The sequence below is a fragment of the Paenibacillus haidiansis genome (assembly GCF_036553665.1).
GTDB classification, from domain to species: domain Bacteria; phylum Bacillota; class Bacilli; order Paenibacillales; family Paenibacillaceae; genus Fontibacillus; species Fontibacillus haidiansis.
Genome location: NZ_JAZHPZ010000007.1, coordinates 22,375 through 48,487, shown reverse-complemented (window position 1 = coordinate 48,487; position 26,113 = coordinate 22,375). Strand labels below are relative to the sequence as shown.

28 protein-coding genes and 1 riboswitch are annotated in these 26,113 nt (G+C 51.1%); of the genes, 20 read left to right on the top strand and 8 right to left on the bottom strand.

All coding sequences use genetic code 11. The features are described 5' to 3' along the window. Positions 1–72 precede the first annotated feature (72 nt). Together V3851_RS15255 and V3851_RS15250 are read right to left on the bottom strand one after the other, a co-directional pair. Positions 73–1,305 (bottom strand): aminopeptidase, encoded by a 1,233-nt coding sequence (locus V3851_RS15255; protein ID WP_331847417.1) that lies wholly within the window; start codon positions 1,303–1,305, stop codon positions 73–75. A 68-nt stretch (positions 1,306–1,373) separates the two neighbouring features. Continuing rightward, positions 1,374–2,729 carry a TrkH family potassium uptake protein gene (locus V3851_RS15250; protein ID WP_331847588.1) on the bottom strand — a complete coding sequence of 452 codons (1,356 nt, stop codon included), beginning with the start codon at positions 2,727–2,729 and terminating at the stop codon, positions 1,374–1,376. 201 nt (positions 2,730–2,930) lie between these two features. Here V3851_RS15250 and V3851_RS15245 point away from each other — a divergent pair, with 201 nt between their 5' ends. From V3851_RS15245 to V3851_RS15230, 4 genes are all read left to right on the top strand, one after another. Continuing rightward, complete coding sequence (locus V3851_RS15245; protein WP_331847416.1) at positions 2,931–3,197, top strand: hypothetical protein; 267 nt, start codon at positions 2,931–2,933, stop codon at positions 3,195–3,197. A 62-nt stretch (positions 3,198–3,259) separates the two neighbouring features. Further along, positions 3,260–4,339 (top strand): AI-2E family transporter, encoded by a 1,080-nt coding sequence (locus tag V3851_RS15240; RefSeq protein WP_331847415.1) that lies wholly within the window; start codon positions 3,260–3,262, stop codon positions 4,337–4,339. Positions 4,340–4,452: 113 nt separating this feature from the next. Beyond that, the gene (locus V3851_RS15235) at positions 4,453–4,920 is read left to right on the top strand and encodes a hypothetical protein (RefSeq protein ID WP_331847414.1); all 468 of its coding nucleotides are present in this window, start codon (positions 4,453–4,455) and stop codon (positions 4,918–4,920) included. A gap of 169 nt (positions 4,921–5,089) precedes the next feature. After that, the gene (locus V3851_RS15230) at positions 5,090–6,226 is read left to right on the top strand and encodes a zinc-dependent alcohol dehydrogenase (protein ID WP_331847413.1); all 1,137 of its coding nucleotides are present in this window, start codon (positions 5,090–5,092) and stop codon (positions 6,224–6,226) included. A gap of 77 nt (positions 6,227–6,303) precedes the next feature. On the opposite strand, the gene trxA is transcribed toward V3851_RS15230, so the two are convergent. After that, entirely contained in the window at positions 6,304–6,624 is a 321-nt protein-coding gene (gene trxA, locus V3851_RS15225) for a thioredoxin (RefSeq protein ID WP_331847412.1), read from the bottom strand. Continuing rightward, complete coding sequence (locus V3851_RS15220; protein WP_331847411.1) at positions 6,614–6,997, bottom strand: MerR family transcriptional regulator; 384 nt, start codon at positions 6,995–6,997, stop codon at positions 6,614–6,616. Before V3851_RS15220 ends, trxA begins: the two co-directional genes overlap by 11 nt. Before the next feature lie 200 nt (positions 6,998–7,197). Here V3851_RS15220 and V3851_RS15215 point away from each other — a divergent pair, with 200 nt between their 5' ends. The 13 genes from V3851_RS15215 to V3851_RS15155 all read left to right on the top strand — a co-directional run bounded on the left by V3851_RS15215 (position 7,198) and on the right by V3851_RS15155 (position 19,807). Continuing rightward, positions 7,198–7,689 carry a cysteine hydrolase family protein gene (locus V3851_RS15215; protein WP_331847410.1) on the top strand — a complete coding sequence of 164 codons (492 nt, stop codon included), beginning with the start codon at positions 7,198–7,200 and terminating at the stop codon, positions 7,687–7,689. A 9-nt stretch (positions 7,690–7,698) separates the two neighbouring features. Further along, on the top strand, positions 7,699–8,235 hold the full coding sequence (locus V3851_RS15210; RefSeq protein ID WP_331847409.1) for a GNAT family N-acetyltransferase: 537 nt from the start codon (positions 7,699–7,701) through the stop codon (positions 8,233–8,235). Then, the gene (locus tag V3851_RS15205; protein ID WP_331847408.1) at positions 8,228–8,731 is read left to right on the top strand and encodes a hypothetical protein; all 504 of its coding nucleotides are present in this window, start codon (positions 8,228–8,230) and stop codon (positions 8,729–8,731) included. The genes V3851_RS15210 and V3851_RS15205 overlap by 8 nt, the downstream gene beginning before the upstream one ends. A gap of 186 nt (positions 8,732–8,917) precedes the next feature. Then, a complete protein-coding gene (locus tag V3851_RS15200; protein ID WP_331847407.1) occupies positions 8,918–9,361 on the top strand; it encodes an Rrf2 family transcriptional regulator in 444 nt (147 codons plus the stop codon). A gap of 205 nt (positions 9,362–9,566) precedes the next feature. Next, entirely contained in the window at positions 9,567–10,430 is an 864-nt protein-coding gene (locus V3851_RS15195; protein ID WP_331847406.1) for a VOC family protein, read from the top strand. Between the two features lie 28 nt (positions 10,431–10,458). After that, a complete protein-coding gene (locus tag V3851_RS15190; protein WP_331847405.1) occupies positions 10,459–11,097 on the top strand; it encodes an NAD(P)-dependent oxidoreductase in 639 nt (212 codons plus the stop codon). A 129-nt stretch (positions 11,098–11,226) separates the two neighbouring features. Further along, a complete protein-coding gene (locus V3851_RS15185; RefSeq protein ID WP_331847404.1) occupies positions 11,227–12,783 on the top strand; it encodes a YcdB/YcdC domain-containing protein in 1,557 nt (518 codons plus the stop codon). Between the two features lie 109 nt (positions 12,784–12,892). After that, positions 12,893–13,450, top strand: coding sequence for a GNAT family N-acetyltransferase (locus V3851_RS15180; RefSeq protein WP_331847403.1), 558 nt, complete (start codon positions 12,893–12,895; stop codon positions 13,448–13,450). A gap of 55 nt (positions 13,451–13,505) precedes the next feature. After that, positions 13,506–13,565: riboswitch (Fluoride riboswitch) on the top strand. A gap of 72 nt (positions 13,566–13,637) precedes the next feature. Then, a complete protein-coding gene (locus V3851_RS15175; protein WP_331847402.1) occupies positions 13,638–14,903 on the top strand; it encodes a voltage-gated chloride channel family protein in 1,266 nt (421 codons plus the stop codon). Between the two features lie 119 nt (positions 14,904–15,022). Further along, positions 15,023–15,736 (top strand): hypothetical protein, encoded by a 714-nt coding sequence (locus tag V3851_RS15170; RefSeq protein WP_331847401.1) that lies wholly within the window; start codon positions 15,023–15,025, stop codon positions 15,734–15,736. Positions 15,737–15,900: 164 nt separating this feature from the next. Beyond that, positions 15,901–17,013: a GerAB/ArcD/ProY family transporter gene (locus tag V3851_RS15165; protein ID WP_331847400.1), complete on the top strand. Its 1,113-nt coding sequence runs from the start codon at positions 15,901–15,903 to the stop codon at positions 17,011–17,013. Further along, entirely contained in the window at positions 17,010–18,539 is a 1,530-nt protein-coding gene (locus V3851_RS15160) for a spore germination protein (protein WP_331847399.1), read from the top strand. Before V3851_RS15165 ends, V3851_RS15160 begins: the two co-directional genes overlap by 4 nt. A gap of 29 nt (positions 18,540–18,568) precedes the next feature. Beyond that, positions 18,569–19,807 (top strand): Ger(x)C family spore germination protein, encoded by a 1,239-nt coding sequence (locus tag V3851_RS15155; protein ID WP_331847398.1) that lies wholly within the window; start codon positions 18,569–18,571, stop codon positions 19,805–19,807. Between the two features lie 2 nt (positions 19,808–19,809). On the opposite strand, the gene V3851_RS15150 is transcribed toward V3851_RS15155, so the two are convergent. Continuing rightward, positions 19,810–20,055, bottom strand: coding sequence for a hypothetical protein (locus tag V3851_RS15150; RefSeq protein WP_331847397.1), 246 nt, complete (start codon positions 20,053–20,055; stop codon positions 19,810–19,812). Between the two features lie 201 nt (positions 20,056–20,256). On the opposite strand from V3851_RS15150, the gene V3851_RS15145 reads away from it, so the two are divergent. Next, positions 20,257–21,813 (top strand): ABC-F family ATP-binding cassette domain-containing protein, encoded by a 1,557-nt coding sequence (locus V3851_RS15145; RefSeq protein WP_331847396.1) that lies wholly within the window; start codon positions 20,257–20,259, stop codon positions 21,811–21,813. Positions 21,814–21,972: 159 nt separating this feature from the next. On the opposite strand, the gene V3851_RS15140 is transcribed toward V3851_RS15145, so the two are convergent. Further along, positions 21,973–22,200, bottom strand: coding sequence for a hypothetical protein (locus V3851_RS15140; RefSeq protein ID WP_331847395.1), 228 nt, complete (start codon positions 22,198–22,200; stop codon positions 21,973–21,975). A gap of 153 nt (positions 22,201–22,353) precedes the next feature. On the opposite strand from V3851_RS15140, the gene V3851_RS15135 reads away from it, so the two are divergent. After that, on the top strand, positions 22,354–23,154 hold the full coding sequence (locus tag V3851_RS15135) for a VOC family protein (protein WP_331847394.1): 801 nt from the start codon (positions 22,354–22,356) through the stop codon (positions 23,152–23,154). Positions 23,155–23,243: 89 nt separating this feature from the next. Then, positions 23,244–23,750, top strand: coding sequence for a GNAT family N-acetyltransferase (locus tag V3851_RS15130; protein WP_331847393.1), 507 nt, complete (start codon positions 23,244–23,246; stop codon positions 23,748–23,750). Positions 23,751–23,807: 57 nt separating this feature from the next. Here the strand turns inward: V3851_RS15130 and comA are convergent, their stop codons facing one another. Together comA and V3851_RS15120 are read right to left on the bottom strand one after the other, a co-directional pair. Then, entirely contained in the window at positions 23,808–24,683 is an 876-nt protein-coding gene (comA, locus tag V3851_RS15125; protein WP_331847392.1) for a phosphosulfolactate synthase, read from the bottom strand. Positions 24,684–24,794: 111 nt separating this feature from the next. Beyond that, the gene (locus V3851_RS15120) at positions 24,795–26,081 is read right to left on the bottom strand and encodes an MFS transporter (protein ID WP_331847391.1); all 1,287 of its coding nucleotides are present in this window, start codon (positions 26,079–26,081) and stop codon (positions 24,795–24,797) included. Positions 26,082–26,113 lie beyond the last annotated feature (32 nt).

Genomic DNA, 26,113 nt, shown 5'->3' with positions numbered 1-26,113 from the left:
AGGGAAGTAGGGTGAAGCACGAAGAGGCCGCCGTGTCATCACGGCGGCCTCTTTCGATAGAGTCACAGTTGCTTAAAATGCCCAATTACCCTTGGCAAAGATTTGTTCTTCCTTGCCGTCGGCGGTTACCCCGAAGATGTCCATTTCCGCCGAGCCGACCATAAAGTCTTCGTGCGCGAAGCTGGCGTTCAGGCCATGCTCGTTCAATTGCTTGCGGGTCATCGATTTGCCGCCTTCCAGGTTGAAGGCATAAGCGTTGCCGATCGCCAAATGGTTGGAGGCATTCTCGTCGAACAGCGTATTGTAGAACAGAATTCCCGATTGCGAGATGGGCGAACCGTGCGGTACCAGTGCGACTTCGCCGAGATAATGCGATCCTTCATCCAGTTCGACGAGCTGTTTGAGGGTGGATTCTCCGACCTCCGCCGAGAAGTCCACGATCCGTCCGTTCTCGAATTTGAGCTGGAACCGGTCGATAATGTTACCGTTATAGCTGAGCGGCTTGGTGCTGGAAACCGTGCCGTTGACGCCGGTCTTCAGCGGTGCGGTGAAGACTTCTTCCGTCGGCAGGTTGGCGAGGAAGGTCTTTCCTTGCGCATTGATGCTTTCCGCGGCGACCCAAATATGCCCTTCGGGCAACTCGATGGTCAAATCCGTTCCCGGAGCGAGATAGTGGAGCTTCTTGTATTTCTTGGCGTTCAGGTATTCGGATTTCTCGGTCAGATTGGCGATATGCGTCCGCCAAGCGCCGATCGGGTCCGGCTGGTCGATCCGTACGGTCCGGAAGATCGCCTCCCAAAGGGCGTTCACTTGCTCGGATTCCGGCAGGTCCGGGAATACTTTGGCGGCCCAGGTCTTCGACGGAACGGCGACGATCGACCAACTGAACTTGTCGGCCATTTGCAGCTCGCGGTATTTGCTCATCGCTTTGCCGTAGGCTTTCTGATGGTTGGTGATCCGCTCCGGATTTACGCCCGTTAGCAAGTCGGGGTCGGAGGAGATGACATGCAGCACGGCCGCGCCGTTCTCCACATATTCCAGCATTTCTCCCGCATACCATTTCGGATCGTCCAGAAACGATTCATCCGCGGCCAGCTCATAGCGGAGCCGGGTGACGGTGTCGTCGCTCCAGTTGACTTTGACGAATCTGGCTCCCGCTTCATAGGCTTGCTTCACGATCAGGCGGACAAGCTCCGCCGAATCCACCGTGGCATTCACGATCAAATTTTGGCCGGGCTGTACGTTGACGCCTACTTTAACCGCCAATTCGGCATATTTTTGCAATTTGGTTTGAAAATCTGTCATGTCGGTTCCTCCGTAGTCTAAAAAATGGTTATTGATATATCATACTACGAATTAGTTATTCTATCCAATTAACCAATGGTTATTTTTCCTTCGGGGTATTTGTACAGCTCTTTTTCCGCTTTCGGCGCAATTGCGTAAGCCAAGGTGACCGGACCTACCCGGCCGAGGAACATGACGACGCAAAGTACGACTTTGCTGACATCGGTCAGCCGGGGAGTCAGGTCGAGGCTGAGTCCGGCCGTGGCGAACGCCGATGTCGTCTCGAACAGCAGGGGCAGAAATTCCCGGTCCTCAAGCGCCGACAGCACCATGGCGACGAAGATGACGAGGAACAGCGCCAGCCAGGTTTGCGTGATCGCCCGCATGATCGAGCCTTTGGACAGGCGTCTGCGGAAGAAGACGATGTCTTCGCGGCCGCGGATCATGGAATACATGGCTCCGAGCAGGATCGCGAACACGGTGACCTTGATCCCGCCGCCGGTAGAGCCGGGCGCGGCTCCGATGAACATGAGCAGAATGAGCAGAAACTGCGTGGAATGCTCCGTGTCGGCCATGCTTAGCGTGCTGACGCCGCCGGATCTTGAGCTGATCGAATGAAAGAACGAGCTCATGATCCGATCGCCCCAGTTCATCGGCTTCAGGGTCGCGGGATTGTTGGCCTCCAGGACCAGCATCAACAACGCTCCGGCGAAGATCAGGATCGCGGACATGCTCAGGACCACCTTTGAATGCAGGGAGAGCTTCCGCGTTCGCGGGTAGTGAAGCAAATCGGAAATGACGATAAATCCGATCCCGCCCAGCACGATGAGGATCATGACGACGACATTGACGAACGGATCGTCCGCATATTCCCCGAGCCCGCTGAACGGGCCGTGCACCGGCCCGAACAGGTCGAAACCGCCGTTGTTAAAGATCGAGATGCTGTGGAATATACCGAAATACAGTGCTTGATACCAAGGCATGTCCAACGACCATCTTGCGGCCAGCAGCAGGGCGCCGGTTCCTTCGATTACTGCCGCATACATGATCACCCGGCGAATCAGCGTCAGTAAGCCTTCCATAGAGTTATAGTTCATCGCTTCCTGCAACACGAGCCGGTCCCGGAGCGAGATGCGCCGGTTGAAAGCCAAGGCGATCAGCGTGCCGATCGTCATGAAGCCGAGCCCTCCGGTTTGGGTTAGTGCCATAATTACGATTTCGCCGAACAGGGAGAAATGCGTTCCCGTATCGACCACCGCCAGCCCGGTTACGCAGGTGGCCGAGGTAGCCGTGAAGAAGGCGTCGATCAGTCTGAGCGGTTTCCCGTCAGCAGAGGCGGGGGCCAGCGACAGCAGGAAGGTCCCGATGATTATAATCAAAGCAAAGCCGAAGCTGAGCACTTTGGCCGGAGTGAGCGGATGCGTAATACTGCGCAGTTTGGACATTTTGGACAATGTAGGTTCACCTCATACATGATCTTGCTATTGACGTAAAACATGGTACGATAAATGCAATAAGTTCAACTTTAAGCTTTTTCAATTATAAGCTCAACACTCCAATTATAGTTGAAACCCGTTATAGTTGAAACCTGCCGACAGTTAAAATGAGTTTAAAGAAATTTTGCGAAAAGGAGCTTAAGTGAAGCAATGAAACCGAATATTTTGGAAGCGAGCATGCGTAAAGACGAGGAAGGCGCGCTGCTCGGCAGAACGGTCTTTGAGGTGGAAGGACACAAAGCCGCCTACGAAATTACGTTTTACAGCAAAAAAGGCCAGGAATGGGACTACAGCTTGAATTATGCCAGCGAGTCGGGAATTGAAGCCGAGTTTCTCAGTGTTGACGAACGGGTCGAACAGGACGACGATTTCTTCGATGCTTTGCTGGACGCGGCGTGGGACACGCTTGAAGAGTAGAGGGTGCCGGCAAGCATAGGAACAAGGGTCTAACCGAGCCGAAAAGGGGGGATGCGCAGTTGATGGACAAGCCTTTTTACAGAAGGTGCCTTGGTGTTATTATGGTCCTCACCATCATTTATTTGATTCACAAGGTTCATTTTATTTTTAATCCGGTGGTGACGCTGGTTCAAATTCTGATCGTTCCGTTGACGATATCGGGGTTTCTGTATTATTTGCTGCGCCCGGTCGTTCAATTTCTGGAAGGCAAAAAAATGAACCGGGTGCTCTCGATTCTGCTGATTTATTTGCTGTTTGCCGGAGTCGTCACCATTTTCCTGATGGTCGTGTGGCCGCCGCTGCAGAAGCAGATTACCGAGTTCATCAACAATGTGCCGAAGCTTATCGACGGATTGCAGAGCCAAATGGATGAAATTCGTAACAACAGCTATTTCTCGATGTTTGACAATGAGAATACCCGGCTTATGGACAAGATCACCGAGTACATCAATGAAGCCGTTGAACGGGCCAGCGTATATATATCGCATGTTTTTAATTTCCTGAACGATTTCTTCATCGTGGTCGGTACCGTACCGATTATGCTCTATTACATGCTGAAAGAAGATCACCGGGTGACGCCTGCGCTGACGCGAATGGTTCCGAAGCGCTACCGGCATGAAGGGGAACAGGTCATCCACGATGTCGACACAATGCTGAAAGGGTTCATCGCCGGCAGAATGATCAGCGCCTTTGTCCTGGCGGTGATGTGTTTTGTCGGATTCTGGCTCGTCGGGCTGCCGTATGCGCTGCTTCTGGCCGTCGTCGGGGCGCTGTTCAATTTCATCCCTTATTTCGGCTCGCTGCTGGGGGCGATTCCTTGCGTCATCGTCGCATTCACCGTCTCGCCGACGATGGTGATCTGGGTGATCATTATTGTGGTCATCGCCCAGCAGGTGGAGGGGAATCTGGTCTCTCCTTACATTTACGGAAAGACGATCAACATCCATCCGCTGACCACGATCGTTCTGTTGTTGATTGCCGGCGACTTTGGCGGTATCCTTGGCATGATTCTGGCGATCCCGGTCTATATGACGCTGAAAATTATTGTCGTCCGGATTTACCAGATATTTCTATCGGAAAAAGTAGAAGAAATGAATACGTAATTATTTCCATTTGCTGCAAAATGGTGACGAAAATCATATCCCCATTTCCGGTCCTTGCGAGATGATTAACCTAGTAAATTGGTGATCAATAATTCTCGGGGGATGATATAGCAATGGCAGTAACCGCCAAAAACGGGAAGTATTTTTATGCCTGGAGCAAAATACTTCCCGACGGATCCTTTTACCTGCCGGATCAAGCCCTGCAGGAATACGATATTCATACCGATTCGAATGTCATACTCATGTCAGGCCGCAACACCGCCAAAGGCTTTAGCGTGGTATGTAAGGAACTGATCGATAACTCCCCGCTGGCGAAGGTGTTCGCAAGCCTCCCCGAACTGCTTAACTTCTCCATTCCGGAGGGACAGACCATCAGTTTTAAGGAACGGATATTTTGCTGGACGTATTTGAGCAGGGACCGCTACATTCGGTTACCGCTGGAGACCTGGAAGCAGCTCGACCTCGTTCCCGGGGACAAACTGCTAAGTTTGCGGGCTACCCATCTTGCCTTCAACAATCTTGCCGACGGGCCCTTTATCGAACTGGCCAAACAGGTCCGGGGGATGCCGGTTTACGAGTAACGACGGATTTGGAATTTCTTGAAAGGGCATTCTTGCCGCAATTTTGCGCAGGAATGTCTTTTTTCTTTGCTGCTTTCTTTCTCGTTTATGGGAATTGGCTCGGGGTAATGGTTAATAATTCACCGTTAGCTTGTGCAGAATGAACATGAGCGAAGAAAGGAGCGGAAGCATGAAGGCAGTCACCTATCAAGGCAAAAAGAGCGTTCGCGTCAAAGAAGTGCCCGACGCCAGGTTGGAGAAGAAAGACGATATTGTGGTCCGCATTACCTCGACCGCGATCTGCGGTTCCGATCTGCATATTTATAATGGAGAGATTCTCGGGATGTACGATGATTATGTCATCGGCCATGAACCGATGGGCATCGTGGAAGAGACGGGACCGGACGTGACCCGGGTGAAAAAGGGAGACCGCGTCATCATCCCGTTTACCGTCGCTTGCGGGGAATGCTATTTCTGCAAGCACCAGCTGGAAAGCCAGTGCGATCATGCCAATGAGAGCCGGGATACCGGCGGGTATCTCGGGTATTCCTCCCGTTACGGCGATTATGCCGGCGGGCAGGCGGAGCTGCTAAGGGTTCCCTACGGCAACTTCGTGCCTTTCGTCGTCCCCGAGCATGCGGAATTGGAGGACGAGAAGCTGTTGTTCCTGTCCGATATTGTGCCGACGGCATACTGGAGCGTGATCAACGGCGGGGTCAAGCCGGGGGATACGGTCATCGTGCTCGGCTGCGGACCGGTGGGGCTGTTGACGCAGAAATTCGCCTGGCAAAAAGGGGCGAAGCGGGTCATCGCCGTCGACCATCTGGATTACCGGCTGAATCATGCCAAGCGAACGAACGGAGTCGAGGTGTTCAATTTTGAGACAACGGACTCGCTTGAGGAACATTTAAAGGAGATCACTCTAGGCGGAGCGGACGTCGTGATCGACTGTGTAGGAATGGACGCCAAGAAATCGGCCTTGGAAATGGCCGAGACGGCGCTGATGCTGCAGGGCGGCTCGCTCGGTGCGTTCAACATCGCCTCCAAGGTCGTCCGCAAAGCGGGTACGATTCAGGTGACGGGGGTGTACGGGTTGAAATACAATCTCTTCCCGTTCGGCGACCTGTTTGAGCGGAATATTACCGTCAAAACCGGCCAGGCCCCGATTATCCACCTGATTCCGGAGCTGTACGAGCAAATCGCCGACGGGCGGTTTGACCCGACGGACATTATTACGCACCGGCTGCCGCTGGATCAAGGCGAGCACGGGTACAAAATTTTCAGCGAAAAACAAGACGATTGCATCAAAGTGATACTGAAACCGTGATAACGTTAAAAGGAGCGGTCAAGGGTGAGCGTTAAGGCCCCCATCGAGCGCTCCTTCTTTATATGCTTTATTTGGTGTCAGTGGTATCTCTCGATAATTCTATCATAAGCCTCCCGCGGCCGTAGCCCGATCAGTTTCTCCACAGGTTCCCCGTTATTGAAAAAGATTACGGTCGGAAGCGACATAATTCCGTATGATGCAGCCAGTTCCGTCGCTTCATCGCAATTCACTTTCAGCAGGTTGACTTTTCCTTCGTAATCGTCATGCAGTTGTTCCAGTACCGGGCCGAGTACTTTACAAGGCGGGCACCAGGGGGCGTCGAAATCCACCAAGGTGATTCCGGCAGAAGACATCTCTTGGCTAAATTCGGCAGGCGTTGTAACTCTTTTAATGCTCATCTTTGATATCCTCCTTCAATTTCGGATTTTCTTCCAGCAAGAAGGCGATCCGTTCTTCCAAATTGGATTTGATCGAGGTCAGCAAGGCAAGCTGCTCGTCGATTTCTTTCAGCTTACTGCGGTAGATCGGCATAATCTGTTCACAAAAAGCTTCTTTGCTCGTCATGACACAATTCAGGAAACCGGAAATTTGCTCGGTCGTGAGTCCCAATTGCAAATAGAACTGAATCGTTTTGACCTGCTCCACCGTTAAGCTGTAATAATCCCGGTACCCGTTATCGAGCCGCCGGGACGAAATCAGGCCCTGCTGTTCATAATAACGCAGCGACCGGATACTGGCGCCGGTGGACTTGGATAATTCGCCGATTTTCATATGGAAAGCTTCACCTGCCTTTTTGCTGCTTATCCTGTCTACCGTGAATTCATTATAAACCCTGACATTAGTGTCAGGGTCAATCTATTTTTTCTCGTTGAGCGGAAAAATGTGTATAATAGGATGAGCGAAATGCATGCTGCTGCATGGAGAAGACGCCATGGTGCAAATTCGCCAGTCCATGATGAGGAGGAATAGGAATGAAACCGGCTTTATTGATTATCGATATGCAGAAAGGTTTTACGGCAGGTCCGCGGGCAAGAGGAGAGATTGGGGAGGCCTGCGAGTATATTAACGCAACGGCGAATCTATTCCGGAAGGCCGAGTTGCCGATCGTTATTATCCAAGACATCGAAGCCCGGGAAGACGGCGGGGCGGAAGGATTCGATCTCATCCCCGAGATTGCCGTCAGCGGGACGGAGCTGCGGGTAGAGAAGGAATGGCCGAATTCATTCTTGCAAACTCCATTGGAGCAGCTGCTGAAAGATCGGGAAATTGATTTTGTGGTCGTGTGCGGCTTTGCCGCCGAACATTGCGTGACGTTTACTTTCAACGGTGCCCGTGAAAGAGGCTTCGGCGCGGCTTTTTTACAGAACGGAATCCTCGGCGAGCATCCGCGTGCCGTACAGGCCATATACGAGGTGCGCCCGCTTATATCCTATCCCGTGATCGCTTCCCTTTTGAAGCGGTAGGAGGGGAACATGATGCGGAGCGCCCACAGCGATTTTGTTCTGGAAGGAGCACGGTTGCGCATTAGGCCGACCCTCACCGATACCGAGCTGGATTATGTTCTCGAGCTGGAACATCACGAGGAGAATCGGCGGTTTATCGGGAATTGGACCCGTCGGCAGCATGAAGAGTTCAGCGAGGATGAGGATCATCTTCATCTTATTATCGAGAGTAAGGAAAGCGGCCGACCGGAAGGCTACATGCTTATTAAAGGAGTCTGTCTGAATCAAGGTTGTATTGAATTGACGCGCCTTGTCGTGGATTCCAAAGGCCGCGGATACGGACGCGAGGCTATACAACTCGTTAAAGACTGGGCCTTTTCCATAGCGGGCGCCCATCGATTGCAGCTCGATGTGAGGAGCATAAATTCCCGGGCCAAAGCGCTTTACGAGTCGGAGGGCTTCAATCAGGAAGGAATACTCCGCGATTGTTTTAAAGAAGAAGGCGGAGAGGGTTACACTTCGCTTTATCTGATGTCGATCCTGGAAGAGGAGTACCGGCATGTTTGATCCAACGATCTTCGAAAATTTAAAGGTTGTTGTCGAAGGAGCCGTCTATGATTTGGATTTTCGCGGCAAGCTCGAAATTATCGGCCGCACCGACCGGATCGAATTATCCGTAATGTCCAGGTATTACGCGATACAGTTCAGTCTGCCGGGACAGCCGGACAAATGGGCGGAGCTGAGATTATGGGCGGATACCGAGGACCTGGCCGGGGAAATTCTGGAGCTAAATACGGTCACGCTCGGTTGCCGGATGCAGCCCGTTTTTTACAAGCGTCTGAAAGACCCCGCCGGCGAATGCCCGGAGATTGAGCGATTGACCGCCGAAATTTGGGGCAATCATATCGGGCTAATGCAAAGAATCATAAGTGTGTACGGAGATAATGATTTCCTTCCCCTGGATGAAATCACCGTCGACTTCCAAAGGAGGTTCGGCGAAGAGGTGGTTCAGGATCTGCCGGAAATGCTGGAGCATATGCTGTTGATGCTGGACAAGCTGTAGCGCATATACTTCTATAGTAGTCTGGAATTTACATAATTCATGTCATGAATTAATGAGAGGATGATCGTGATGAATGCCCATGAAATGGGCGCCGGATTTTTCGGCGGACTCGGAAATCTGTTCGAGCGTTGACATTTTGCAGCTTGTGTAACTATTATAGTTACATTACGAGAAAGGGGGATAATCATGACGATCAGCTCGCGTTTTGCCGTCGCCATTCATGTCTTGTCCCTGCTTGAGCTGAACAAGGAAGGTGTCAACACCTCAGAATATATCGCGGACAGCGTGAACACGAACCCGGTTGTCATCCGCCGGATTTTGGGCATGCTGAACAAAGCCGGGCTGGTGCAGGTGCGGCCCGGGGTTGCCGGGTCCAAGCTGAACCGCCTCGTAACAGAGATTACCTTGCTGGATATTTACCGCGCGGTTCAAGTGGTGGAAGAGGACGCGTTATTTTCGGTTCATGACAAACCGAACCCGCACTGCCCGGTCGGGCGAAACATACAGGCGTCGATCGAACCGGTGTTCTCGGCGGCCCAGACTGCCATGGAACATACCTTGGAACTGGTGAAGCTGTCGGATATCGTAGACAACATCCGGACGACCGAGGCGTCTTGCGGTTCATCGTAACCCGTCTTGAAAACAGGAAATGCCGCCGGAGTATATATGATAAGTAAAATGCCCCTTTATGGGGCATATTTTTTTGGATAACGGAATTTAATATCCTGGGTTGACATCCACCCCCCCTGTAACTATACTGGTTACATAAAGTAATGTAACTAATGTAGTTACAAGTGTCTTGTTGTAAATTAGACAACGAAGGAGGTTCGAAGCTGTGGCTGAAACCATTCATCCCGGAACCCGTATCGGCGCGGTACGGTTAAAGATCAACGATATGGAGAGATCGCTTAAATTCTATCAAGAAGTGCTCGGTCTTCGTTTGCGGAAACGGGAGGACAACATCGCGGAATTGACTGCCGGCGGAGAACAAACGCTATTAATTCTTGAAGCCGATGAAGCTTTCCGGCGGCTTCCGGAGCGGACGGTATCGGGATTATATCATTTCGCGATTCTCGTGCCGGACCGTCCCGCTTTGGGCCTGGCGCTGCGCAATCTGGTCCGCCATCGCGTTCCCGTGGGACAAGGGGACCATCTGGTCAGCGAGGCGTTATACCTTAGCGACCCCGACGGGAACGGGATTGAGATTTACGCGGACCGTCCGCGCGATACCTGGCAGAAAAATGAACGCGGGGAAATCGTGATGACCACCGAACCGGTGGATATCGAAGGCCTGCTCGCCGCCTCGGAGGGCTTGGAGTGGACCGGGCTTCCGGCGGGAACCCGAATCGGCCACGTGCATTTTCATGTCGGGGACCTGGATACCGCCCGGCATTTCTATTGCGATGTGCTGGGCTTTGATTTGGTCGCCCGCTATGGCGGAGCGGCGCTGTTCATCTCCGCGGGCGGATATCATCACCACATCGGCTTGAATCTATGGGCTGGGGCGGGGGCACCCGCCGCTCCGGAAGACGCCGTGGGGCTTCGTTACTTCACGATCACGGTACCGGATGAAGCGGCGCTCACGGAAGTGGAGCGGCGAATCGCCGCCGAGGGCGCATCGTATGAGCATAACGCCGGCGGACTCGCTCTCCGCGATCCGTTCGGGATCGGCATTCGGGTAATTGTCGGGGCCGAGTGATTCTTTTAAATTAAGGAGGAAAATGATCATGGCAAAAATCGCGATTATCGGCGCAGCAGGAAAAGCGGGCAGCCGAATTATGAAGGAAGCTTTGGACCGGGGGCATGACGTGACGGCGTTCGTCCGGAATGCCTCCAAACTGGACAACAAAAATGTCCCGGTGGTGGAAAAGGACGTATTCGATCTCAAGGCGGACGATCTGAAGCCGTTTGACGTCGTTGTGAACGCCTTCGGCGCGCCGATGGGGCAGGAGCATTTGCATGTCGACGCCGGAAATGTTCTGATTGAAGCGATGAAAGGGGCGCCGGATACTCGGCTGATCGTGGTCGGCGGCGCGGGAAGCCTTTATGTCGACGAGGCGCAAACGACCCGTCTGATCGATACCCCCGAGTTCCCGGACTTTGTGAAGCCGACCGCGTCGAATCAAGGCAAAAACCTGGAGATTTTGCAGGGAACCGAAGGAATCCAATGGACTTTCGTCAGCCCGTCGGCGACCTTTGCTCTGGGCAGCCGCACCGGTTCTTACCGGACGGGCAAAGACCAACTGCTGGTCAATTCCAAAGGCGAAAGCTATGTCAGCTATGAAGACTACGCCGTCGCCGTCGTCGATGAAATCGAACATCCTCAGCACATCAACGAGCGTTTTACGGTCGTTTCGGAATCTTAATGTCCGTTCCTCCGTACACCCAACCCGTCCCAAGCATCGGCTTGGAACGGGTTTTTATTATGCGACTTCGGCAATATTTGCTAGAATGGAACCATAGTGCATCAAACTTAAAGAGAACGGGAGGAAGCTATGCCTGTAGGAATGGAACAATTGCGGAACATCGCCGTAACCGTCGTCGATATCCCAAAGCACTTCCGCCTGGAGATGGAGGACAGCGTCCCCAAACATCACGCAGAAGAGCGCTGCTTCATATGGGAAGATCCCGCTTGTGACGACAATAGGATCGAGGTCTCGCTGGATTTGGAAACCGGGCGGTTGCTTCGTTTGAAGATGGATAAAGCCGATGCGGCAGGATCAATAACAGAAAATAATAAAGATCTCCTTGCGGAGGCGAAGGCTGCGGCCGAGGCTTTTGTAACTAGGCACCATCCCGAGCATTCCAAGCTGACATGGACCCGGGTTCGCCATGACCGTGATCGTATAACCTTTACATATAGAGCGGAGGCGGGCGGATTGCCTTTGCCCGATACGGGCTGCGAGATTGCTGTTGATCATACGCTGAATCCGGTATCTTACCGTGCGGAGCTGGAGGATATTCTATACCCGGAGTATCCAGACATTGTCGATCAGGAAACGGTACGGCGCAAGCTTTTACGGGAAATACAAATGAAACCCGCCATCGTCTCTTTGCCATCTTCGCTATATTTGGTGGAGGAACACGAACCGGAGGATCGGCTGGTCTATGAGCCGACTCCCGATTTACGCTTTATAGACGCGGCTACAGGGGAGGATCTCCATTCGATCGATCATTATGTAATGCCCGAAAGCTATCCGCTTCCGATTTCTTCGCAGTGTATCGACCATTTCTGGGCTTTTGCACCGGTGGATGCCGATTCGATCACCACGTTGATCGACAAATGGGAAGGCGTACTGGGGATTGACCCCAACAGGTATGAGCTTGACAAGGTTAAGGAGGATGAGGAAAGAGTCTTTCTGTTCTACAAGGCTACCGGCAAGGAAGAGGAAACGGAAGAGGACGGATTGTCCGCAGACGCCTATATGAACCGCAAGTGGGGGAATATGCTGCGAAACTTGACGGCATCCCATCGTATCACGATCGAGAAATCAACCGGACGGCTGGCCGGATTTTATATAAATACAGAGGAGCCGGATGGCCCTGCCGCATTAAACCGGGGGCAGTGCTGGGAGGAAGCGAAGCGGTTTTTGCAAACCGTGTTTCCTGATTACGGGGCGTACCTGCAGCTTGAAAAGGATAAAGAAGAGGACGAGCTTGAGACCCGTGATCGTGAGTTCTTTTATTTGCCTGTAGTAATTCGGGGCATACCTGTTCAGCATCATCGCGTTACGATCATTGTCTCGACCAAAACCGGAAGAATCAAAGGGTATATGGGAGTCTCATATGATTATATTCGCATGCTGGCAAGCGGGGGGATGAGGCCGGCGATCGGCCCGGAGGAAGCGCTTGATATTTACGCCAAAAGCTTAAGGGTTGAGTTAAAGTGGATTAGCGAGCGAACAGAAGACGAAGCGGGGCGAGGATATCGCTTGGTCTATGTTCCTGTAGTCCATTCGGTAAAACGGCTCGCCTCCGGGGACGAGGCATCGGTAAAAATGCGCTATATCGACGCTTGCAGCGGCAAACCTGTTTGGCAGAGGGAGAGGTAACCGGATAAGAATACTTCGTGCCATCCGTAATTGTGCTTTCGCTCCCATTTCCTTTCCCCTATAATATAGAGTACCAATCCCCAATCCAGTACGAAAGGAACGAAGAGCTATGCCCTTTTTTCCGCAATTGGAGACCGAAAGATTTATTTTGCGTAAGCTGACGCGCGAGGACGCCCGCGATTTGTTTCATTATTTCTCCAATGACGAAGTGACCAAATACTATGATTTGGACCGTTTAGTGGAGCTTAGGCAGGCGGAGGAGCTGATCCAGACCTGGAACAGCCGATTCCAGGAGAAGAAAGGCTTCCGCTGGGCGATCACGGCCAAACCGGGGAACAAAGTGATCGGTACGTGCGGTTACCATAATTGGTCCAAAGAGCATTATAAAGCGGAAATCGGCTATGAGCTGAACCCCGAGTATTGGCGTCAGGGAGTCATGACCGAGGTGCTGCAGGAGATTATGAGATTCGGGTTCGAAGATCTCGGGCTCAACCGGGTTGAAGCCTATATCGATCCCGATAATATCCGCTCCCGCTTTTTGCTGGAGAAGACCGGCTTTCACGAAGAAGGCTATTTGAAGCAAAATTTTTATGAAAAGGGCCAGTTTGTGGATTCCGTGATTTTTGCGTTATTAAAGCATCAATATTTGGAGAACAGGGAAGCTTAACCCTACGGAACAAAACGATTGACTGATGTGCACGAGTCGTATTACAATTCATTTATTAATAATAGGCGATGGAGTTCGCCATAACCGCCGAGAGGCTGATGACTCCTACCAGAGAATATTTTCTTGTTCCCTGGTAGGAGTCTATTTTTTTCCGGGGACAGGGGTATGGAGAGAGGAAGCGATTAAGATGAAGGAATGGAAGCAAATCTGGGCCAAACGGTGCCGACAATGGACGGCCTTGGGGCTGCTGGGAGGCCTGCTGAAATGGATCGCGCTGGGCGGGGGCGTCGGCATTCTGGCCGGATCGGCCTCCGCCGTGTTTCTCAAAAGCCTGGATGCTGTGACAGGACTGCGCCTGGAGCATCCCTGGCTGTTGTTTTTGCTGCCTGCAGGCGGAGCCTTGGTCAGTTATTTGTATGTTAAATTCGGCCAAAACAGCGGCAAGGGCAACAATCTGATTCTGGAGCAGATCAACGGCGGGCAGGAAACGATTCCTCTGCGCATGGCGCCGCTGGTGTTGCTTGGTACGCTCGTCACCCATCTGTTCGGAGGCTCGGCGGGCCGAGAAGGAACCGCCGTGCAGATGGGCGGCAGCTTGGCCGAATGGTTCGGAAAGCTGCTGCGCGTCCGGCCGGACACCCGCCGGATATTGCTGATCTGCGGCATCAGCGGCGGTTTCGGTTCCATCTTCGGCACGCCCCTGGCGGGAACCGTATTCGGGCTGGAGGTGCTGGCGATCGGGCTGATCAGCCATGAAGCGCTTATCCCGGCGTTCATCGCCAGCTTTGTCGGAAATCTCGTCACCTCGTCGGTCTGGGGCGTGTCCCACATACATTATCAGATCGGCGAGATTCCGGAATTAAGCTGGCTCGTGGTGCTAAAGGTCGTGTTTGCGGCTATCCTGTTCGGATGGACAAGCATGCTGTTCAGCAAATTAACCCATGCCATGAAAAGAGGGTACGCCAAATTATTTAAGAATCCGATGATCAAAAGCGCCGCAGGCGGGTTCGTCATCATCGGACTTACCTATGCAATAGGAACGCGGGATTATCTGGGACTTGGCATTCCTCTGATCCAGAGCTCGTTTACGGACCTGGTGTCCCCGTTCGCGTTCTTATGGAAGCTGCTGTTTACATCATTCACGCTTGGGGCCGGCTTTCAGGGGGGAGAGGTCACGCCGTTATTTGCCATCGGGGCAACGCTCGGCAACGCCCTTTCCGGCTTTTTGCATCTGTATGCGCCTTTTTTGGCCGGACTTGGGTTTATCGCGGTATTTTGCGGCGCGGCCAACACGCCGATCGCCTGTTTTATTATGGGAATCGAACTGTTCGGTTCCGATGCCGCCGTCTACCTGTTTATCGCTTGCATCGTCAGCTATCTGTTCTCGGGGCATACCGGAATTTATACGTCGCAGCGGCTTGGCGTATCCAAAAGCGGACACTCGCCCTCATAAGCGTCTCAATCATGGCCTCACATTGCTTTTGTCGAAATATGTATATTTTTGTGGACAAGTAAATTTTGTCATTATATGATTTAGCATATAACGAGATAAAGAATGGGGTAGGGGCTTGGATGAAGTTTTTAAAAGGATTTACGATTGCCATGGCGATCACACTTTCGGTTGTGGCCGCCGCAATGCTGCTGCTTGTCCTGGCCGTGCGGATTTCGCCGGCGGCGGACAACAACGCGATCAAAACGGAGGCCGCCGCAAATGCAGCCGAACAATCCGGGGGGAAGGCGAATAACGAAACGGCGGATACAGGCGCTAACGAGGCAAAGGGCGATACGCCTTCCGAAGACTCCCAGGGGGCAGCGAAGACAACCGCCTCTCCTCCGGAAGAGGACTCGGAAACCAGGGCCGGTTCCAATGAGGAAGGGGCTAACGCGTCCGTTGCGGAGTCGTATGAACCTGCGGCCGTGGATAGTGCCGGTCTGATCGGGGAGCCTACGACGTTTAATTACAGCGTAAACAGCGCGGATGGCGTCAAGCTGACCTGGATAGCCCAAAATCTGACCGGCAAAACGATCAATTACTATACCGTGAAGATCAGCACATTTAATCCCGTCGGCGATCCTTCCTATGATCAGCTTACCGGGGAAAGCAGCTTTTCCGTGAAATATGTCGGACCGGTAGAGCCGGATGACGAGCTGCTTGTATTCGACCTGTTTACCTATCAGGGAGCGCTTGAAACGATCCGCATCGATGAGATTGTGCTGCAGTACAACGACGGCAGTGAAGTGACCGTAAACTACGGCTATCAGACATCCGATGACAGCGGGCTCTAAACATAAGGGACGAAAAGGCCTCCGAACAAAAGTACATATCCTTGCACGGCAAAGCAAGAGCACTTCCAAACGGAAGTGCTCTTTTGCTTTGTTTTACATAATCCAAGATTATATGGAAATAATTAGTTGAACACCATGGACAATCAAACGGAGGCATATCCATCATGGCGGGAAAAGTTTTTATAAATCCTAAAGAATTATTTTCTTTAATGATTTTGTTCGAGTTTGGTACGGCGATTGTGGTTCCGATCGGGCTGCAAGCCGATCATGCCATTTGGCTTGCTATTTTGGCGGCCATCCCCGGCGGGATTCTGCTTTATTTACTGTATAATTACCTGTTCCGGCAATACCCGGATCAAATCATCAGCGGCTGCATTCGCAAAATTGTCGGGCCGTTTCTGGGCTGGCCTTTATCTTTGTTCATCCTTTCCTATTTCCTGTACAACGCCGCACGGAATTTAAGAGAAGGCGGGGATCTACTGGTCTCGTCGACATATGACGAAACCCCGTTATTCGTGATCAATTTCATTACGGCCTTCGTCATGATCTATGTGTTAAGCAAGGGCGTTGAAGTATTTTTTCGGATGGGTCAAATTTATTTGTTTGTGATTTTACTCACGGGTATAGTCGGTATTGTTGTGCTGATCTTCTCCGGAGATATGAAGATCAGCAATATTCTCCCTCTTTTTGATAGTTGGACATCCGTCCTGCGAACCGCTTATCCCTCGATTCTGTTGTTTCCGTTCGGAGAAATATTCTGCTTTATGACCGTGCTGCCGCTTCTGACGGATAAGCAATCATCCGGTAAAACGGGAGCGGCAGCGGTCGCCATAAGCGGGTTGTTGCTTTCATTAACTCATGCCCTTCAGATTATAATGATCGGAAGCAGCATTTATACCCGTTCCAATTTCTCGCTGCTGGCGGCAATTTCTATAGTTGACATCGCCAATTTCCTGCAACGGCTCGATGCACTTGCTATTCTAACGCTGATAATTTGCGTTTTTTTCAAAATGAGTATGTATTCCTACGCGGTGATGGCCATTCTTGCCGATCTGCTCCGGATTTCCTCACCCCAAAAATTGGCCGTTCCGGTTGGGATTGTTGTTTTATTTATGTCGATATTTTCGTCTTGGAGCTTTCCCGAGCATGTAAACGAAGGGAAAACGGGATCCTTACCGCTGCTTCTCGTGGTAACGGTGGTCATACCGCTGCTTTTGTTTATTGTTCATCTTGCCAAAAAGACAATTCGCCGATCAGTAAGGAGGCTTAAGGCATGAATAAGTTTCTGACTAGAACTTCAGGTGAGAACAAAGATTCAAGCTCCGCACGGAGAGCCCCGTTATACACCGGCCTGGAGGAAAATTTGGCCTATCTCCGGGACAAACTCGGCCCCAGTGCAGATCTCAATATTCGCAGCCTGTCTTATATAGCGGACAAATCACCCGCCGCAGTCGCTGTATTTATGTCAGGTTTGACTGACAAGACAGCGGTAAATGCTATTTTGTCCTCTTTTCTGGATGAAATGAACAACAGCGGAGACACGTCGTCGGAGCTACCCGATTTGGCAAACATAAAAGCGGGCCTTATGGGCCATGTTCAGCCGGTACGTGATTTTGATGAAGTCATTCTCGGAATTTTGTCGGGAGAAACGATCATCATGCTGGAAGGATCCGGAGAAGCCTTAAGCTGCAACACGCAGGGGAGCGAACAAAGAGCGGTAGAGGAGCCTTCATCCCAGGTGGTTATCCGCGGCCCCAAGGACGGTTTCAACGAGTCGATCGGAACGAATGTCGCCTTGGTTCGCAAGCGCATAAAAAGCGGCAATCTTTGGCTGGAGAAAATGAGCATCGGCAAGGTCACTCATACCGATGTCGCCATTCTGTACCTCAAGGGAACGGCTGGCGAGGGTGTGGTCGCAGAAGTCAAAAAGCGCCTCAATGCCATCGATTATGATTCCATCCTGGAATCCGGATATATCGAGAATTTCATACAAGACAAAGCCATAACTCCGTTTCCCACCCTCTATAACACGGAGCGGCCGGACACGGTCGCCGCCAATTTGCTCGAGGGCCGGGTAGCCATTTTTGTGGACGGAACGCCATTCGTGCTGATCGCACCCACTACCTTTTTTATGTTCTTCCAGGCTGCGGAAGATTATTATCAGCGGTCCGACGTGTCCACGGCCATCCGGTTGCTGCGCTATTTTGCGTTATTTATTTCGCTGTTCGGCCCTTCCATATATATTGCCGCGATTACCTTTCATTACGAATTGATTCCGACGCAGCTTTTGATTTCATTGGCTACGCAGCAGGAAACGGTGCCTTTCCCCGCGCTGGTCGAAGTGTTGATCATGGAGGTGACATTTGAGATCCTCCGGGAAGCGGGCGTTCGAATGCCGCGGGCCATCGGGCAAGCGGTCTCGATTGTAGGCGCGCTGGTACTGGGACAAGCTGCGGTGCAAGCGGGAATCGTGTCCTCCGCGATGGTGATCGTCGTGGCGCTAACGGGGATATCGAGCTTTTCCACCCCTTCGTTTAACATGGCCTTGTCCATCCGGCTGCTTCGTTTTGCCTGTATGATCTTTGCTACGTTTATAGGCTTTTTCGGCATCGTTGTCTTTAGCATGCTCTTGGTCGCGCATTTGTGCGGACTGCAGTCATTTGGAGTCTCCTACATGGCTCCGGCAACGCCTTTCAATCTTGAAAGGCAGAAGGATGCGCTGATTCGATTCGGGTTTAACAAAGTGACTTCACATTCAAAAGCCGTTCGCTCCGAAGAGTCCAACAGAGAAAGCACCCAATAAGAAATCTCGAGTGGAAAGGTGGATTTTATGTGATTGGCCATTACCGCCGTTATCTTGTTCCGATTACTTTTGCACTTAGTATAAGTCTATTGGCCGGGTGCTGGAACAGCCGGGAATTAACAGATATGGCGTTTGCCGTTGGTATGGGAATCGATTCCGTACCGGATTCGAATAAGTATCGCGTTACCTTTCAGATCGTAAATTCCGGGGCTTTAACTGCAGGTACGGGGGGCCAGGGCGGTACGGGAGGGATGCCCATTATCGTGATCAGCGAACAAAGCGATACATTGTACGGTGCGATTCGCAAAATTTCGAGAAAAGTTCCCCGGCGGATGTTCTTCGGTCATATTCAGTTGGTAGTCATCGGGGAATCCTTGGCGCAAAAGGGAATAACGGATCTTTTCGACTTTTTTGAGCGCTCCCATGAGGTTCGGTTGAATTCCACCGTATTGATCTCGAGAAACATCACAGCGGAAAAAGTAATTGAAGTTTTATCGCCTATGGAGAAGATTTCGTCCATCGGCATAGCCAAACGATCGCGAATTACATCCAGCATTTGGGCGGAAAATGTAAATTTCAATATTGCGGACACCATCAATGGACTTGTGAGTCCCGGGGAACCGGTCCTTGGCGGAGTTAAAGTGGAGGGGGATTTGGAGATCAGCCATACCGATGACAATTTAAAACGCTCTAATCCGCCGGCATATGTAAAGGTTGAGGGTATATCCATATTCAAGCAGGGGAAATTGATCGGATGGTTGGACGGTGATCTGGCAAGAGGGCTGATGCGGATCAGAAACGAAATGAAAGGTTCACTGCTCGAATTGCCGGGCGAAGAACCGGAAAGTAAATATGCCGTCGTCATTGTCCGTTCCAATACAAAAATCAAATCATCGCTCGATCACGGCCGGCCCAAATTCACGATTCATATCAAGGAAGAGGGAACTCTCGGCGAAGCAGCCGGCTCAAGTTTAACGGAGTTAAATAATAGGGACAATATCATTCAAATTCAAAATGAGTGGGCCAAGCGAACGGAAAAAGAAATTACCGGGACGGTTAGGAAGGCGCAGCAAGAAGGAAGCGATATTTTAGGGTTCGGTTCTGTCTTGAAACAGTATCACGCCAAGGAATGGAAAAAAATTGAAAAGGATTGGCCGGAACTTTTTCCTGGTTGCACCGTGGACGTTGAAGTAGAAGCCTACATCAGAGGTACCGGAATGAGGGGGAACAGCTACGAAGAAAAAATGGGCGAAGAAAAGGCGGAATGAGATTAGGGTCGGCTTTGGCTTTTCTTTGGACGCTTACTCATTGCTTTGAATAAGGATTTGACGGCCGGTATGATGGGGAGCAAGACGGTTACGGGAATAAGGATTAGTTCGACGGATGTAAGCACCGCGAAAGGATGGGTCATAATCTTGAGCGATTGATTCAATGACAGTCCGCTCATCAAATCCGTGGCGATTAACAGCGTAAATCCGAGCAGGATGAGTAGCAGGTAAGCTCCAAAGCTTTTCATTTTGACCCTCCGTTCTAATGAATCGTAAATAATTAGGTTATTACATAAGCTTCCTCCCGTAAAAGCAATTTATTAATAGAATCGGCCTCTGCCGAGTATCTGTCTTCCCGAAAGCGAAGAATTGCAGGAAAGGCTTGTTCCCGGCCGTAGATTCCATTTATAATATGACGAGTACACAGCAAACAGAAAAGGTGTTAATTCATGAGCATATTAAATGTAGAAAAGCTTAGTCACGGATTTGGAGATCGCGCCATTTTTAGTGACGTTTCTTTCCGACTTCTGAAGGGAGAGCATATCGGACTGATCGGAGCCAATGGTGAAGGGAAGTCAACCTTCATGAACATTATTACCGGTAAGCTCCAGCCGGATGAGGGAAAAGTGGAATGGGCCAGACGTACCCGTGTCGGTTATCTGGATCAGCATGCGGTGCTTACCAAGGGTATGACGATTCGCGACGTGCTGCGCAGCGCATTCCAGTACCTGTTCGATATGGAGCAGGAGATGAACGATATGTACGCCAAAATGGGCGACGTGTCGCCCGAAGAATTGGAGCAGCTATTGGAAGATGTGGGAACGATCCAGGACACGCTTACCAATCAGGACTTCTATCTGATCGACTCCAAGGTCGAAGAAACGGCGCGCGGACTGGGTCTGACGGACATCGGCTTGGACAAGGACGTCAACGATCTCAGCGGCGGTCAGCGGACGAAGGTACTGCTGGCGAAGCTGCTGCTCGAGAAACCGGACATCCTGCTGCTGGACGAACCGACCAACTATCTGGATGAGCAGCATATCGAGTGGCTGAAGCGTTATTTGCAGGAATACGAGAATGCGTTCATTTTGATTTCGCATGATATCCCGTTCCTCAACAGTGTAATCAATCTGATTTATCATATGGAAAATCAGGAGCTGAACCGCTACGTCGGCGATTACGACTACTTCCAGCAGGTGTATGAAGCGAAGAAGCAGCAGCTCGAGTCAGCATACAAGCGGCAGCAGCAGGAAATCGCAGATCTCAAGGATTTCGTGGCCCGCAACAAAGCGAGTGTGGCTACGCGCAACATGGCGATGTCCAGACAGAAGAAGCTGGATAAGATGGAGATCATTGAGCTGGCCAAGGAAAAGCCGAAGCCGCAATTCAATTTCAAGGACGGAAGAACGTCCGGGAAAGTGATCTTTGAAACGAGCGATTTGGTCATCGGTTACGATTCTCCGCTATCCCGCCCGCTTAACCTGCGCATGGAGCGCGGGCAGAAGATCGCCTTGGTCGGCGCCAACGGGATCGGGAAAACGACGCTGCTTCGCAGCATTTTGGGCCAAATCCCGGCGATTTCCGGCTCGGTCCAGTTGGGAGAGCATCTCGAAATCGGATATTTCGAGCAGGAGATGAAGGAAGCGAATTACAATACTTGCATCGAGGAGATTTGGAACGAGTTCCCGTCGTTTTCGCAGTTCGAGGTACGGGCGGCACTCGCCAAATGCGGGCTAACCACGAAGCATATCGAGAGCAAAGTCGCCGTGCTGAGCGGCGGGGAGAAGGCGAAGGTGCGGCTGTGCAAGCTGATCAACCGCGAGACGAATTTGCTGGTGCTCGACGAACCGACCAACCACCTGGACGTGGACGCCAAGGATGAGCTGAAGCGCGCGCTTCAAGCGTATAAAGGCAGCATTTTGCTGATTTCCCACGAGCCCGAATTCTATCGCGATGTCGTGACGGAAACGTGGAATTGCGAGAGTTGGACGACAAAGGTATTCTGAGATCTGAATATATGGAAACACGCGGTCTGTGCATTGCATGGAAATTCCTGCAAAAATGCAGTTATTGCGGTGATGTCTCCATGAACAGAAAAAATTCCTGCTAAAGTGCAGGAATTTTTTCATAAATCGGCCTGTTGGCCTAAAAAGAAGGGTTGTTTCTTATTGCTTCTGTCTGTTTTTCCGCTTAACTATGAATCGACTAACAAAAAGAATGAGGAAAATAATCACAAACATCAGAGCCAAGGCGGTTACATATACAGCTAAGCCCCACCAAACCCCCTTTTCAAACGTTTCTATTATGTAATCAGGTTTAAAAATAAGCTTAACAATCAAATTGAAAATGAACAGAAATGCGGTTAAAATAGCCGTCTCTTTAATAATCTTCAACCGGGACATCCTTTCTCCATCACAGATATAAAGAATAATAGGAATACTATGGAAAATGATAAATGAAATATGTTAATATCATATCAAATTTATGGGTTTTATCCCATTAAGCATGTCAAATTCATCGCATTACGGAAAAGGAGTTGATTCAGGTTGGTTGATCATGGAAGCGCCATCTTTAAAGCCGGATCTTTACCGATAGAGAACCGGGTCGGCAGTGTGTTTGTGCATGTCACGGATTTGCGCAGGGCGGCGGAATGGTACAGCCGCTTGCTCGGTTTGCCGATCATGGAAGAACGGTTGAATGGCGGTCCGGTTTACTGGTTTGATTTCCAGGGGGCGCATCTGATCCTTGATTCCGATGCCGCCAACCGGGAAAATCCGGACTGGAGCGAGGAAATGATGCCGCGCATCATGTTCCCGACCCGAGATATTGATCTCGCTTACCAATACATCCGTGACAAGGGAGTAACCGTTTGGGAACCGGAAAGGCACGGGACGATGGCTTTCTTCAACTTCCGCGATCCCGAAGGAAACACGCAAATGGTCTGCTGGTCGGAACAAAACGAAGTCGCCAGCCGGTTTGAAGGACAAAGTCCGATTATGCCGCGGGTCGGCGGGGTGTTTGTCGATGTGAAGCATATGCCGTCCGCGGCACGCTGGTACTGCGAATTGCTGGGTGTCCCATATGAGGAAGATGCTGCGGCACAGCACGTATATTCCATCCGGACGGCCTCCGGGGCGGCGCTTTTGCTCGATCAAAACCGCCACTTGAACGGGGATTCGTTTACGGAGGTGTTCTATTTCGAAACGGAAGATTTCGAGGGTGCGCTTAATTATGTTCGGGACCAAGGGTTTGAGCTGGCCGGAGAGCCGGGCGATTTCCCCGATTTGAGCGAATTCGCGCTGCTTGATCCGGAAGGCAACCGGATCATAATCGCGCAGATGAAATAAGGGGTAAACCTTGCGCATCCGCATGAAGAGGCCTATGCTAATATGCATAGGCTTTTTGCAATTTTGCTAGTTTAGGAGGAGTTATATTCATGGTACCGGCTTTAACTTTAACAAGCATCGAATCGGAGGGAGCGGTTACGGAACTGGCTCGGCTGGCGTCGGAAATATGGCACGAGTACTTTGTAACGATTCTTTCCGATGACCAAATCGATTATATGGTGAATAAATTCCAGTCCTATTCCGCGCTTACGGATCAAATTCGGCATCAAGGGTATGAATATTATTTTATGACCGTTGAGAACCGTTATATCGGCTATTTGGGCATCAAGCAGGAAGACGGCAAGCTGTTTCTGAGCAAATTTTACATTCAAAAAGAGCACCGCGGCAAAGGATACGCAAGTCAGGCGATGGAGCACTTGGTTGCGGTCTGCCAAAACCGCGGGCTGCGGGCCATCTGGCTTACCGTAAACCGGTACAACGCCTCAACGATCGCGGTTTATGAGAAGAAAGGCTTCAAAACGATCCGCACTCAAGTTGCCGATATCGGGGGCGGGTTTGTGATGGACGATTATGTGATGGAGAAGCAAATCTTGTAACAAAGGGCAACGATAAAATGCGGATTTTGGGCATTTTGTCGTTGCCCTTATTTAGGGCTATATTACATAAAAGAATTCCTGAATCTCTTTATCTTGCTTCTCCTTGATTCCCAGTTCGAACGTATCCTGGCGGAGCCCCCGGCGCATCGCTTCCAGTGAAAGAACATCGCTTGGCGGAATATTGCCCAAATGTGCTTCGGGGCCCAATTTGTTCAGGAACAACGCCTGCTGGCTTTTTAGCGGCGCTTCCCACATCAACTGTCTCGGGTCGGCGACAAAGTTTAAAATATCGTCCATAATATTCATCCGACAGTTTCCGAGATCATCGAAAACCCCGACCCCGAGTCCCGATTCCCGGGCTTCGACCGTTAAAAGCTCTGACCCGGCTTCCAAATCGGTTTCCAGCGTATCCGCCAGAATGGCCGCATCGATCCGCGATCCCGACAATTTCTTGCCGTATTCCGAGAAAACGGAGAGTCCCCGCTTCTTACCCTCCCGGATCAGTTCCGTCCGTTTGTCACGGGGGAGCTCGATCGTACCGTCGGATACTTCAACACCATTAAAGCCCAGCTTACATATGGTGTTAAAAAATTCAGGAACGACGTCTTGCTGTACGGCCGTTTCCAATAAGGTTCCGCCCGGCATGACGATAATCCCGTTCTGTTTGGCCAAGTTAATTTTGTAAAGCAGCAATTCGGTCTTATACAGAGGGGCGGTGCCGAATCCGAATTTGATGCAATCGATATAATTTGCGCCCGTTTCCATCAAATCCATGAATGCGTTTCTGCCAAGTCCCTTGTCGATGACCATCGTACGTCCCCGGGCTTCCGCTTTTACCGGGGCACTGGGTACGCTTTCGCATTCGGACTGCTTGCGATGACCGCACGGGTCATACAATTCTGTCGGCCAAACGGCATGTAAAGAGCTCTTCATTTCAATTCTCCTCAATTCTTTTGACTTTTCGTGATCCAACTGACATAGGCATTTTATGCGCATGATTTATGACATGTGCCCATGAATTTGTTGTCTTTGATCGGATACGGTTCAGTCGATTTGAGGAGGGGGCTTGATCAGAAAAAACACAAAACCGAGCGCAATCAGCGACAGCGCGGACATCGTAATGAAAACGAGACTATCGGATTTATCCATCATCCAGCCGAATAACGGCGGGCCGGCCGCTACCCCCAAAAAACGCAAGCTGTTATACAGCGAGGTAATCATGCCGCGTTCGCTCTTTTGCACCGCACCGGTGATCATGGTATTCAGGCAAGGCAGCAGAAGCCCGGTGCCAATGCTGCTGATCGTGATAAGCGCAATAAATAAATAGATATTCTTCAAAAAGAATATCGTGGCGGCGAGCGAGAGCGTCATGGCGATTAGCCCGATATTGATCAGCCAGCGGATCAATTTGCCGTTCTTTTTAATCAAGCTGCCCGTTGTATACGAGGTGACGACCATACCCAATAACGGGATGGCCAACACCGCGCCTTTGAGCACACCGTCGATATTATAAGGCTTCTCCTCAAGGATGTTGGATAAATAAAATAACATCCCGAACAAAATAAAAAGGCCTAAGGATCCCGCAAAAAACGAGGTGATGAGCCACTTTCCCTTTTGGGCGAACAATTCCTTGATCTTGCCCAAATATTTTTTTAATTCCTGTTTTTGACCATGTTTCGGCTCTTTGATCATAAAGATGACGGCCAGCAGCGATAACACGCAGAATACGGGGAAAGCGAAAAAGGAGGCGTACCAGACGATTAAAACGAGCAGGGAGCCGAGAATCGGACTCAGTACCTTTCCCGCGCCATTGGAAGCTTCGATCAAGCCAAGCGCCTTGCTCTCCGTCGCACCGTTGTATAAATCGCCGACAAGCGCCATAGCGATCGGTGCCGTTCCCGCCGCGGCGAGGCCTTGTATCGCCCGGGCTACCAGAATCAAGGAATAAGAGCCCCAAATGGCTCCGAACCCGGCCAAAATTCCGGCTCCGCCGTAAACGATCAGCGCCGGTATAATGATGAGCTTGCGGCCGAACCGGTCGGATAAATAGCCGATGATCGGAATGAAAATCCCCGATGCCAATGAAAAAATGGTGATGATCAAGCTGCTCTGAAATTTGCTGATCCCAAGCTCTCTTTGCATGATGGGGAGGATTGGCACCAGCATCGAGTTGCCGAAAACAAGCACAATCGGAATTGTGGCCAAGGCGATGAACTCCCGGATATGTCCCTTGGAGTCCTTGTCCGACCTGGATGGAGCGTCTTTGGCTTCCGTTGCGCCGGTTATTTGGAAATCGGGCTTAAAACTGACGCGTGTTTTTGTCTTTTCCATAAAGTATCGGCTCCTTTGATGGAATATCCGGT